This is a genomic window from Leclercia sp. LSNIH1 (assembly GCF_002902985.1).
GTDB lineage: Bacteria > Pseudomonadota > Gammaproteobacteria > Enterobacterales > Enterobacteriaceae > Enterobacter.
On the sequence record NZ_CP026167.1, the window covers coordinates 2,273,590 to 2,285,077 of the forward strand.

An 11,488-nucleotide genomic window follows, 5' to 3' on the forward strand; every position below is an offset into this window, starting at 1 on the left:
CTGATAAACGCCGCGCATTGCGGCGTTTTTTTGCCAGACAATCGGGTCAGAATTTAACGATATGTTCGCGTTGCGAATTAATTCCCTTTCTTAAAACTGTTCGCTTTTCCTTCCTTTTCGCAAATTCACCGTAATAGCTATCAGAATGGCTGTTTAATGCCTGCCTGTTAAAAATAACTCGCTAATTATTCCTGTTATTTTAATAAAATATTCTTCTTCCTTTGCTTTGTTACAAATAGCAATCAAATATGTGCGCTTTGTCATAATCCTGACGTTTGATCGCTGAAAAGCATTGATAATTCGCGTCGCGAAAAATAGTCTACAGAGAGGAGATGTAAGCGGGTATTTCTGGTTACCTCCACTTTTTACTTTTTGTTTTTCGCCGTTTTAGGCGCTTTAAATACGTCAAAGAGGATTAATTATGCGTACGTTCAGTGGCAAACGTAGTGCGCTAGCGCTGGCTATTGCCGGTGTAACAGCAATGTCAGGCTGGATGGTTTCTCCGAAAGCCCAGGCCGAAGGTTTTATTGATGATTCCACGCTCACGGGCGGTATTTATTACTGGCAGCGTGAACGTGACCGTAAAGATGTCGAAGCAGATAAATATAAAACTAACCTGGCTCACTCCACCTGGAACGCCAACCTCGATTTCCAGTCCGGCTATGCCGCCGATATGTTCGGTCTTGATCTTGCTGCGTTCACGGCCATTGAAATGGCGGAAAATGGCGACAGCGGCCACCCGAACGAAATTGCGTTCTCCTCCAGCAACAAAGCCTACAAAGAGGACTGGTCCGGCGATAAGAGCGGAATCAGCCTGTATAAAGCGGCAGCAAAATTTAAATACGGCCCGGTCTGGGCGCGCGGCGGCTGGCTGCAACCAACCGGCCAGACCGTGTTAGCGCCACACTGGAGCTTTATGCCAGGTACCTACCAGGGTGCCGAAGCCGGGGCAAACTTTGACTACGGCGAAAGCGGGGCGCTGAGTTTCTCGTATATGTGGACCAACGAGTACAAAGCGCCGTGGCATCTTGAGATGGACAAGTTCTATCAGAATGACAGAAAAACCCGCGTTGATTATCTCCACTCCTTTGGCGCGAAGTACGATTTCAAAAATAACCTGGTTCTGGAAGCCGCGTTTGGCCAGGCGGAAGGCTTCATCGATCAGTACTTTGCCAAAGCGAGCTACAAACTGGATATCGTGGGCGGCCCCCTCTCTACCAGCTACCAGTTCTACGGCACGCGTGATAAAGCCGATAGCGGCACCGTGAACGATATCTACGACGGCACGGCATGGCTGCAGGCGCTGACCCTGGGTTATAAGGTCGGTCAGGTCGACTTACGTCTGGAAGGGACTTACGTTAAGGCGGAAGGGCAGCAGGGCTATTTCCTGCAGCGCATGACCCCAACCTATGCTTCGTCCAACGGTCGTCTGGACGTGTGGTGGGATAACCGCTCCGACTTCAACGCCAATGGCGAAAAAGCGGTCTTCTTCGGCGCGATGTATGACCTGAGCAACTGGAACCTCGCAGGCTGGAGCGTCGGTGCTTCTTATGTTTACGCCTGGGATGCAAAACCAGCAGACTGGCTGATCAACAGCGCGGGCCAGCGTGAAGATATCGCCTCTAACAAGATCAAAGAGTCTGCCTATAGTCTGGATGCGATCTACACCCTGCAGGACGGTCGCGCGAAAGGCACCATGTTCAAACTGCACTTCACGCAGTATGACAACCATTCCGACATCCCAAGCTACGGCGGCGGCTACGGCAACATCTTCCAGGATGAGCGTGACGTGAAGTTTATGGTTATCGCCCCGTTCACCATCTTCTGATGACTCACCCGGCGGGGGATAACCCCGCCGACCGGAGACTGCTATGCTGAAAAAATTCGTACTGGTTGCGCTGCTGGCATCAGGACTGGCCGCCTGCGCACAACCCCAGACCCAGAGAGAAGACACCCGTCTGAAAGAGGCCTACAGCGCCTGTATCAATACCGCTGAAGGTTCGCCAGAAAAAATCGAAGCCTGCCAGAGCGTGCTGAACGTGCTGCGCCAGGAGAAGAAGCACGAACAGTTTGCCACCCAGGAAAGCGTGCGAGTGGCGGATTACCAGGCCTGTATTATGGCGCGCAAAACGGGTAACAATCAGGACGTGACCAAAAATTGCGACAAGATCTGGCAGGAAATTCGCAGTAATAACAGCAAGTAATTCGCTGTTTTTAACGCCCGGTGGCGCGATGCTCACCGGGTCTACCAGGGTGAAATCACCCGTAGGCCCGTGTAAGCGCAGCGCCACCGGGCTTTTTACATTATGACAGGCATAAAAAAGCCAACCGTCAGGTTGGCTCGGAGCAGGCGGATGAATTATTTCGCGTCGTGCGCGTGATCATCTTCGCGGCAGTCGCCTTCGGCACAGTGGCCATAGAGGTAGAGACTGTGGTTGGTCAGACGAATGCCATGACGGGCGGCAATTTCACGCTGACGTGATTCGATAGAGTCGTCGCTGAATTCGATCACTTTGCCGCAATCCAGGCAAATCAGGTGATCGTGGTGATGCTGCTGCGTCAGTTCAAATACGGATTTCCCGCCTTCAAAGTTGTGACGCGTCACGATGCCTGCATCGTCGAACTGGTTCAGTACACGGTAAACGGTCGCCAGACCAATCTCTTCGCCCATGTCGATCAGACGCTTGTATAAGTCTTCCGCACTGACATGATGGTTATCCGGACCCTGAAGCACTTCCAGGATTTTTAACCGTGGAAGCGTGACTTTCAGTCCGGCCTTCTTTAATGCGGTGTTGTTGTCAGTCATGCGGAATCTGTCCTGTTGCTAAACGATTCACTTCTAAAGAAGAAGTGACAGAAAATGCACCTGGGAAATGCGTCTCATTATAGAACTGCCATGACCTAATGAAAACTGCAAGTCTCAAGTAAAGTATGCTTATAAAAACGTGGTACCGCCAACAAACTTGTTACAGGGTGACCCGTTTGAACCTGGATCATTGTACAGGTATGCCAGGAAAAGTTAAAAATTTGTAGCAATTATTTTGATTGATATTACCTATCAATGCGGCGCAACTATGGCGTTGCGCCGCAGTGTGATCAGGCGTTGAGAATATCGTCGAGGTGCAGCTCTTCGCGAACCTGCTTAACCCATTTCTCTACGCGCTCAGCGGTCAGTTCAGGCTGGCGATCTTCATCGATGGCAAGACCCACGAAGTGGTTATCATCGGCCAGACCTTTAGAGGCTTCGAAGTGGTAGCCAGCAGTTGGCCAGTGGCCAACGATTACGGCGCCGCGCGGCTCAATGATATCGCGGATGGTGCCGAGAGCGTCGCAGAAGTACTCTGCGTAATCTTCCTGATCGCCACAGCCGAACAGGGCAACCAGTTTGCCGTTGAAATCGATCTCTTCCAGAGACGGGAAGAAATCGTCCCAGTCACACTGCGCTTCACCGTAGTACCAGGTAGGGATGCCCAGCAGCAGGATATCGTAGCCTTCGATATCTTCTTTGCTGCTTTTCGCAATGTCATGCACATCGGCAACGTCTTTACCTAGCTGTTTTTGAATGTTTTTTGCGATATTTTCGGTATTACCCGTGTCGCTGCCAAAAAAAATGCCGATGATTGCCATGAGTAAAATAACCTCTTGAAACTTAATGGTATGGTGGCGCAATTTAGCCACGGATAAGGGCAATCATAGCAGAACAGAGAAGCCTGCGGAAACTGCAATCACCTAGGACTGCACTCTGTGCTACATGAAAGCAATAAGAAGGGGAGTTTTCTGACTTACGCTTTGCCGTGCCATATCTCGAGCTGCGCAATCAGCATCTCTTCAATCAGCTCACTGCGGCTGATATCACGGGCATTCGCCAGCTCGTTTAGCGCATCGACGGCTTCAGCGTTCAGTTTCAGCTCGACGCGTTTAAGCCCGCGGCTTTTATCGCGTTTAAGCTGATTGCGCTTATTGATGCGCAGCTGTTCATCACGCGAAAGCGGATTGGTTTTCGGTCGTCCCGGGCGACGCTCATTCGCGAACAGATCTAATGTCGTGCGGTCCGTGTGTTCTTTGGCCATGATTTTGAGACTTCGGGGGAAACAAGACACCCTGCTAATGCCCGGGCGATAAGCGCGCCATCATACATCACCGAAAACGGCACGCCAACGACTGGAGGCCCGCTGGCGACCAGTCGCTCTCTTTTTAATCAATTTGCCGTGTCAGCGAGGTAACGACGGATAGCGCGCAGCACCGCGTCCGGTTTTTCGGCATGAACCCAGTGTCCGGCGCCGGCAATGACATGCGCACGCGCCTGAGGGAATTGCGTCAGTAGCGCATCGCGATACGCTTCGGTTACATACGGGGAGTTGCCGCCGGTAATAAACAGCGTCGGATGCGGCCACGCCGGCACCGGCTGCCAGCCGACGATCTGGTCATATTGATCCCAGAGCACCGGCACGTTAAAGCGCCATTCGCCGTCGACGAAGGATTTCAGCAGAAACTGCACCACGCCTTCTTCGTTCAGATGCTCACGCATCAGCGCGGCAGCCTGCTGGCGGGTGCTAACGCCAGCGTCCGTGACGGCGTTGATAGCGGCGAAGATCTCATCATGGCGGCGCACATCGTAATCCACCGGCGCCACGTCGATCACCACCAGGCCCGCAATGCGCTCCGGCGCAAGCGCCGTCAGCGCCATCACCGCTTTGCCACCCATGGAGTGACCAATCAGGGTCGCTTTTTCAATATTATGCTCATTCAGCGTATCCAGCAGATCCTGGGCCATATCGGCGTAGGTCATCTGCGGCGAGCGCGGCGACAGGCCGTGGTTGCGCATATCTACCTGCAGCAGCGCGTGATCCTGCACCAGATCCCGTGCCAGTACGCCAAGATTATCCAGACTACCAAACAGACCATGCACCAGGACGATGGGAGAATTATTGTGCGGCGATTGTGCAGATTGCGCTCGGGTATTCAATTTCATGGCAAAGTTCTTTTTTTACGTATGTCAGGTTAGGGTATCATGTTGACCATTCTGCCGCCCGGCTGCAAGGAAACAGTTAATTCTGACTTTTGCCGCCATCCTGGCTTGACGCTATCCGCTGTTGGGTTTTGACCTTATACTCCCAACGACTTGTATTCAGATAAGATATCGCACTGGATTAAGATGAAAACAATCGAAGTTGATGACGAACTCTATCAGTATATTGCCAGCCAGACGCGGCATATCGGTGAGAGCGCGTCCGACATTTTACGGCGCATGCTCAAAATGGCCGCCGCCTCGCAGTCTGCCGCTCCAGCCCCCAAAGAGACGCGCCAGCCCGTTGCCGTCGCCCAGGAAAAGCCGCTGACGCAGGTAAAAGACAAAGTGCGTGCGATGCGCGAACTGCTGCTTTCTGACGAATACGCTGAGCAGAAGAAAGCAGTTAACCGCTTTATGCTGGTGCTGACTACACTCTATTCACTGGATCACAACGCGTTTGCCGATGCGACGGAGTCACTGCATGGTCGCACGCGTGTCTACTTCGCGGGTGACGAGCAAACGCTGTTACAGAATGGCAATCAAACTAAACCCAAGCACCTCCCTGGTACACCGTACTGGGTGATCACCAATACCAATACCGGACGTAAACGCAGCATGATCGAACACATCATGCAGTCGATGCAGTTCCCGGTGGAATTGATTGATAAGGTTTGCGGAACTATCTAACCCTTGCATCAGAAGGACCAGGCAATGGCAAATCACAATCGTGCGGGTCAACCTGCACAACAGAGCGATTTGATTAACGTCGCCCAGCTTACCGCACAGTATTACGTGCTGAAGCCGGAAGTGGGCAACGCAGAACACGCAGTTAAGTTTGGTACATCCGGGCACCGCGGCAGTGCGGTACGCCATAGCTTCAACGAGCCGCATATTCTGGCCATTGCTCAGGCCATCGCGGAAGAGCGTGCCAAAAACGGCGTCACCGGTCCGTGTTACGTGGGTAAGGATACACACGCCCTGTCAGAGCCAGCGTTTATCTCCGTACTGGAGGTGCTGGCGGCCAACGGCGTGGATGTCATCATTCAGGAAAACAACGGCTATACGCCGACCCCTGCCGTTTCTAACGCCATCCTGGTGCATAACCAGAAGGGCGGCGCGCAGGCTGACGGCATTGTGATCACGCCGTCCCACAACCCGCCAGAAGATGGCGGCATCAAATACAACCCACCCAACGGCGGCCCGGCTGACACTAACGTCACGAAAGTGGTGGAAGATCGCGCCAACGCGCTGCTGGCTGATGACCTGAAAGGCGTGAAGCGCATCTCTCTGGACGAGGCGATGGCCTCCGGCCACGTGAAAGAGCAGGATCTGGTGCAGCCTTTCGTTGAAGGACTGGCAGATATCGTCGACATGGCGGCGATCCAGAAAGCGGGTCTTAAGCTGGGCGTCGACCCGCTGGGCGGTTCCGGTATTGAATACTGGAAGCGTATTGCGGAGCACTACAAGCTGGATCTGACCATCGTTAACGATCATGTCGATCAGACCTTCCGCTTTATGCACCTGGATAAAGATGGTGCAATCCGTATGGACTGCTCCTCCGAGTGTGCGATGGCTGGCCTGCTGGCGCTGCGCGACAAGTTCGACCTCGCCTTTGCCAACGACCCGGATTACGACCGTCATGGTATCGTCACGCCTGCGGGCCTGATGAATCCAAACCACTATCTGGCGGTGGCGATCAACTACCTGTTCCAGCATCGTCCTCAGTGGGGGGCAGAGGTTGCCGTCGGTAAAACCCTCGTCTCCTCCGCAATGATCGACCGTGTGGTTAACGACCTGGGCCGTAAGCTGGTGGAAGTGCCGGTGGGCTTTAAGTGGTTTGTAGACGGTCTGTTCGACGGCAGCTTCGGCTTTGGCGGCGAAGAGAGCGCGGGTGCCTCCTTCCTGCGCTTCGACGGTACGCCGTGGTCTACCGACAAAGACGGTATCATCATGTGCCTGCTGGCGGCGGAGATCACTGCCGTCACCGGTAAGAACCCGCAGGAGCACTACGATGAGCTGGCCGCCCGTTTCGGTGCGCCGAGCTACAACCGTCTCCAGGCCTCTGCCTCCTCTGCCCAGAAAGCGGCGCTCTCTAAGCTCTCACCTGACATGGTCAGTGCCAGCACCCTGGCAGGCGACCCGATCACCGCCCGTCTGACGGCGGCACCGGGCAATGGTGCCTCTATCGGCGGTCTGAAGGTGATGACCGAGAACGGCTGGTTCGCGGCGCGTCCATCCGGTACGGAAGATGCTTACAAGATTTACTGCGAAAGCTTCCTCGGTGCGGAACACCGCCAGCAGATTGAGAAAGAAGCGGTAGAGATTGTCAGCGAAGTGCTGAAAAACGCATAACTGCGGTTTGTGCGCCGGGCGGCACTGCGTTTGCCCGGCCTACAACTGCTTCGATTTTGTAGGCCCGGTAAGCGCGAGCGCCACCGGGCTTTTTTGTCAGCTCATTTTGTTCTTCAGTTCAAAGCGCGGTGAAACCAGCCCGTAGAGCGTCCAGCCCATAAAGGTCACCATAGCACCGTACAGCATCGCTTCTTCGCCAGAAGAGTAAAGCGCATAGAAGCTGTAAATCGCTCCCACCAGCGCCACGATATTGGCGATTTTCGCCTTGCCCGGGTCAACTTTTGCCACCTTCTGAATGATCACCAGTGCCGCCATCGACAGAATGTAGGGGATGATGTTGGTCACAACGGCCAGATTGACCAGCACGTTAAACTGGCTGTTCAGCGATGGACTAATGGTCATCAACGACAGACCGCTCTGGAAAATCACAATCGCCAGCATGCCCTGTACCGGCGCATCCGCTTTGGTTACGCGGGAGAAGATTTTCGGGAAGTAACCAGCATCCGCTGATGTTTTGAACACCTGTGCGATGGTGAACTGCCAGCCGAGGAGCGAGCCACAGCAGGACATAACCATCAGACCCATGATCACTTTCCCGACTTCCGGCGTGAACATCTGGGCGAAGGCCAACCCGAACGGTGCGGTGGAGGTCGCCAGATCCATGTTCGGTACGATTCCGGCAATCACGTTAGTGGAGACAATGTAGATCACCGCCGCACCCAGGGTGCCGCCCAGTACCGCAATGGGGACGTTCTTTTCAGGATTATCCACCACTTCAGCGTTAGCACACGCGGATTCCAACCCGAGAAAGGCCCATAACGTCATGGCGATGGAGGAGCCCACCGCGGTGAAGAACGGCACATGATGGGGATTCCAGGAGTTGGCATACAGCGTTGGGCTAAACCAGAACCAGCCAATGATGCACAGCCCGACAACCGGGATAATGACACCCCAGACGGTGATACTACTTAACTGACCCGTGATGCGCGCCCCGCCAAAGTTGGCCACGGTGCAGATCCACAGTACGCCGATGGTCGCCAGCCCAATTTGCACCGGACTGAGCGTGGCACCAAACAGCTCGGTGCCGTAGCCCACCGCTGAAATCGCAATCGCGACGTTGGCGATCAGCAGCGACACGCCGTAGGTATAGTTGGCCATAAAGTTGCCTGACTTACCGAAGGCATACTCGGCGTAACCGCCCATCCCGCCTGACTTGCGGCTGAACATCCCGCACTTGGCAAAAGCCCACGCCAGCGCCATCGATCCCACCGCCGTCACCAGCCAGGAGATAATTGAGATCGTTCCCACTTCCGCGAGTTTGGTCGGCAGCATGATAATGCCCGATCCCATCATGTTGACCATAGTGAGAATGGTGAGCTGCACGACGCCCATTTTGTTGGATTTACTCATAATTTTTCTCCTTTCAGCAGCACAGGCTGAGCGGCAGGTTGTTTGATGACGTAGCAGCGCACCTGTTTGCGACCGTCACACTCCTCGACGTACACCCCCTGTAACTCCGGTGCAAAGCCCGGCAGCAGGTTGATCCCCTCTTCAAGCGCGGCAAAGTAGCGCAGCACGGAACCGCCCCATACTTCGCCCGGGACCACGCACAGCACCCCCGGTGGATAGGGGAGCGCCCCTTCGGCGGCAATCCGGCCTTCCGCGTCGTGCAGCGAGACCAGTTCGACTTCGCCACGCAGATAGGCAATGTTCGCCTCTTGTGGGTTCATCATCACCCGCGGGAAATACGCCTTACGGAACATCTCTTTCTGCAGTTGCTTCACGTTATGGCGGGCATAAAGTTCATGCATCTCCAGGCAAATCTGGCGCAGGGTGTAACCGGCATAGCGTTCCGGGTACTGTTTGCAGATGGATGGCAGAACCTCTTTCAACGGGGCATCGGTCTGGAGCAGTCTCTCGAAGCGCACAAGCTGGGCGACAAGCTGCTGCAGTTTGCCCATGTCCTCTGCTGGCGTAAGCAGGAAGAGAATTGAGTTGAGATCGCATTTTTCCGGGACGATGCCATTTTCACGCAGGAAGTTAGCCAGAATGGTGGCCGGCACGCCGAAATCCTCATACTCCCCGGTGCGCGCATTGATGCCCGGGGTGGTTAGCAGCAGCTTGCACGGATCGATAAAGTACTGGTGCTCGGCGTAGCCTTCAAAAGCGTGCCATTGCTCACCCGGAACAAAGTGGAAGAAGCGCAGGTTGGTGGCGATGTCGGCGGTGCTGGCGCTTTCCCACGGACGCCCATCTACCGTTTCCGGTACGAAGGGACGGATAAACTGACAGTTTTGCAGGATCAGCTTGCGCACCTCGATGCCGTTCACCACGCAATCCATCCACATATTGCGGCCGCTCTGGCCCTCATGCATACGGGCGTTGATATCCAGCGCGGCAAACAGCGGATAGAAGGGGCTGGTGGAAGCGTGCATCATAAAAGCGTTGTTAAGCCGTTTATGCGGAACATAGCGCGGCTGGCCTTTGATATGCCGGTCTTTCTTGTGGATCTGCGAGGTCTGCGAGAAGCCTGCCTGCTGCTTATGCACCGACTGGGTAACCAGGATCCCAGGGTCGTTCTCGTTCAGTTCCAGCAGCAGCGGAGAGCAGTCCGCCATCATCGGAATGAACTGCTCGTACCCCACCCAGGCAGAATCAAAGAGAATGTAATCGCACAGGTGACCAATCTTATCCACGACCTGGCGGGCGTTATAGATGGTGCCATCGTAAGTGCCCAACTGGATCACCGCCAGGCGGAACGGACGCTGGTCGCGGGCACGGCCTGGCGCAACCTCGGCGATCCGTTCGCGCAGATAACGCTCTTCAAAACAGTGTGCGTCAATACCGCCGATAAAGCCGTACGGGTTTCGTGCAGTTTCCAGATAAACCGGCGTAGCGCCCGCCTGTAACAGTGCCCCGTGATGGTTAGATTTATGGTTATTACGGTCGAACAGCACCAGATCGCCCGGTGTGAGCAGGGCGTTCAGCACGACCTTATTAGACGAAGAGGTTCCGTTCAGTACGAAGTAGGTTTTATCGGCATTAAAGACTTTCGCCGCATGCTGTTGAGCAGTACACGGCGCGCCTTCGTGGATCAGCAGATCGCCCATTGCCACGTCAGCATTGCACAGGTCGGCGCGGAACAGCGTTTCGCCAAAGAAATCGACAAATTGATTTCCCGCAGGGTGGCGGCGGAAGAACTGTCCACCCTGATGTCCCGGGCAGTCAAAAGCGCTGTTGCCTTGCTTAACATAATCTACCAGCGCGCGGAAGAAGGGGGGACGCAGCTGGGTTTCATACTTCTGCGCAGCTGCTTCCAGCTGGCGTCCGTAGAAGTCATTGCAGTTATCGGTACATTCAAAAACGCCCTGGATACGCGATAAAAACTCTGCCGGAACAATCTCTTCTTTATGCGTGGAAATAAAAACGGGAATATTGAACCCCGTGGCATCTATTTTTTCTATAGTACCATTGGAAATATCGCTCACCGCCAGGACTACTGCGGCGACATCAATATAATCCGAGTCGTTCACGTCCACCATATCGCGGGTCGTGGTAAAGCAGTGCGGGCAGGTGCGGCTGGTGGCAATTTTTAACGTTTTCATCTTTCGCTCTTTATTTTAGGTAATAGAGGTCCTTCGATTTCCTGTGAAAAAGAAATCGCTATTTGCCGGAAAAAAAGCAAAGTCGGGCCGCTGATAAAAAATCAGTAAATTGCTTTTTGTTGAATAAAATCCAGCCCGTCCGGTTACGGTTAATTCTGGATCAAGGAGAATGAGCGCACTGGTTCACAGTCAACTGACTGTAAAAGAAGCTTTTTCAGGAGTGTGTGTAAGCAAGCGCGCCAGAAGTCGAAGGACTACCGGGCGTTAAAGAGATGAAAGTCAAAGCAGTTGCGGTGGGCAAACTTCATTATATGCGTTACCCGCCTTATATGAGGCATAAAACGGTTGTTATTTTCCATTTCCCTTTTCCTTTCAGTAATTGAAAGCGTGGTCATTTTATCCGGAAAGAGACGGCAAACCGTGAAGAGGATCAACATTAAGCGATCATTTGAAAAATAATTATCCGAATTTTATTTAAAGTGCAGATCATAATTCTGGGTTGTGGGTATTATGTTAATGC

The 11,488-nt window shown here is 53.8% G+C and carries 11 protein-coding genes; 4 read left to right on the forward strand and 7 right to left on the reverse strand.

What is annotated here, in order from left to right; all coding sequences use genetic code 11:
- Window positions 1-421 precede the first annotated feature (421 nt).
- Both chiP and chiQ read left to right on the forward strand, forming a co-directional pair.
- The gene (gene chiP, locus C2U54_RS11225; protein WP_103178694.1) at window positions 422-1,828 is read left to right on the forward strand and encodes a chitoporin ChiP; all 1,407 of its coding nucleotides are present in this window, start codon (window positions 422-424) and stop codon (window positions 1,826-1,828) included.
- A gap of 46 nt (window positions 1,829-1,874) precedes the next feature.
- The gene (gene chiQ, locus C2U54_RS11230) at window positions 1,875-2,204 is read left to right on the forward strand and encodes a ChiQ/YbfN family lipoprotein (protein ID WP_103181045.1); all 330 of its coding nucleotides are present in this window, start codon (window positions 1,875-1,877) and stop codon (window positions 2,202-2,204) included.
- 155 nt (window positions 2,205-2,359) lie between these two features.
- On the opposite strand, the gene fur is transcribed toward chiQ, so the two are convergent.
- The 4 genes from fur to ybfF all read right to left on the reverse strand — a co-directional run bounded on the left by fur (window position 2,360) and on the right by ybfF (window position 4,972).
- Window positions 2,360-2,806: a ferric iron uptake transcriptional regulator gene (gene fur, locus C2U54_RS11235; protein ID WP_010428651.1), complete on the reverse strand. Its 447-nt coding sequence runs from the start codon at window positions 2,804-2,806 to the stop codon at window positions 2,360-2,362.
- 290 nt (window positions 2,807-3,096) lie between these two features.
- Complete coding sequence (gene fldA, locus C2U54_RS11240) at window positions 3,097-3,627, reverse strand: flavodoxin FldA (protein ID WP_168192007.1); 531 nt, start codon at window positions 3,625-3,627, stop codon at window positions 3,097-3,099.
- A 155-nt stretch (window positions 3,628-3,782) separates the two neighbouring features.
- Window positions 3,783-4,070, reverse strand: a complete 288-nt coding sequence (gene ybfE / locus C2U54_RS11245) for a LexA regulated protein (protein ID WP_103178695.1) — start codon at window positions 4,068-4,070, stop codon at window positions 3,783-3,785.
- A gap of 128 nt (window positions 4,071-4,198) precedes the next feature.
- Complete coding sequence (gene ybfF / locus C2U54_RS11250) at window positions 4,199-4,972, reverse strand: esterase (RefSeq protein WP_103178696.1); 774 nt, start codon at window positions 4,970-4,972, stop codon at window positions 4,199-4,201.
- Between the two features lie 183 nt (window positions 4,973-5,155).
- Here ybfF and seqA point away from each other — a divergent pair, with 183 nt between their 5' ends.
- On the forward strand, window positions 5,156-5,698 hold the full coding sequence (gene seqA / locus C2U54_RS11255; protein WP_103178697.1) for a replication initiation negative regulator SeqA: 543 nt from the start codon (window positions 5,156-5,158) through the stop codon (window positions 5,696-5,698).
- Between the two features lie 24 nt (window positions 5,699-5,722).
- A complete protein-coding gene (gene pgm / locus C2U54_RS11260; protein WP_103178698.1) occupies window positions 5,723-7,363 on the forward strand; it encodes a phosphoglucomutase (alpha-D-glucose-1,6-bisphosphate-dependent) in 1,641 nt (546 codons plus the stop codon).
- 96 nt (window positions 7,364-7,459) lie between these two features.
- On the opposite strand, the gene potE is transcribed toward pgm, so the two are convergent.
- The 3 genes from potE to speFL all read right to left on the reverse strand — a co-directional run bounded on the left by potE (window position 7,460) and on the right by speFL (window position 11,327).
- Window positions 7,460-8,773, reverse strand: coding sequence for a putrescine-ornithine antiporter (potE, locus tag C2U54_RS11265; RefSeq protein ID WP_103178699.1), 1,314 nt, complete (start codon window positions 8,771-8,773; stop codon window positions 7,460-7,462).
- Window positions 8,770-10,968: an ornithine decarboxylase SpeF gene (gene speF, locus C2U54_RS11270; protein WP_103178700.1), complete on the reverse strand. Its 2,199-nt coding sequence runs from the start codon at window positions 10,966-10,968 to the stop codon at window positions 8,770-8,772. The genes potE and speF overlap by 4 nt, the downstream gene beginning before the upstream one ends.
- A 254-nt stretch (window positions 10,969-11,222) precedes the next feature.
- Window positions 11,223-11,327, reverse strand: a complete 105-nt coding sequence (gene speFL, locus C2U54_RS27210) for a leader peptide SpeFL (protein ID WP_138369585.1) — start codon at window positions 11,325-11,327, stop codon at window positions 11,223-11,225.
- Between the last annotated feature and the right edge of the window lie 161 nt (window positions 11,328-11,488).

Coding starts and splice junctions, on each gene's coding strand:
- potE (WP_103178699.1), bottom strand. CDS start 8,773: ATGAGTAAATCCAACAAAATGGGCGTCGTGCAGCTCACCATTCTCACT.
- speF (WP_103178700.1), bottom strand. CDS start 10,968: ATGAAAACGTTAAAAATTGCCACCAGCCGCACCTGCCCGCACTGCTTT.
- fur (WP_010428651.1), bottom strand. CDS start 2,806: ATGACTGACAACAACACCGCATTAAAGAAGGCCGGACTGAAAGTCACG.
- fldA (WP_168192007.1), bottom strand. CDS start 3,627: ATGGCAATCATCGGCATTTTTTTTGGCAGCGACACGGGTAATACCGAA.
- ybfE (WP_103178695.1), bottom strand. CDS start 4,070: ATGGCCAAAGAACACACGGACCGCACGACATTAGATCTGTTCGCGAAT.
- chiP (WP_103178694.1), top strand. CDS start 422: ATGCGTACGTTCAGTGGCAAACGTAGTGCGCTAGCGCTGGCTATTGCC.
- seqA (WP_103178697.1), top strand. CDS start 5,156: ATGAAAACAATCGAAGTTGATGACGAACTCTATCAGTATATTGCCAGC.
- speFL (WP_138369585.1), bottom strand. CDS start 11,327: ATGGAAAATAACAACCGTTTTATGCCTCATATAAGGCGGGTAACGCAT.
- ybfF (WP_103178696.1), bottom strand. CDS start 4,972: ATGAAATTGAATACCCGAGCGCAATCTGCACAATCGCCGCACAATAAT.
- pgm (WP_103178698.1), top strand. CDS start 5,723: ATGGCAAATCACAATCGTGCGGGTCAACCTGCACAACAGAGCGATTTG.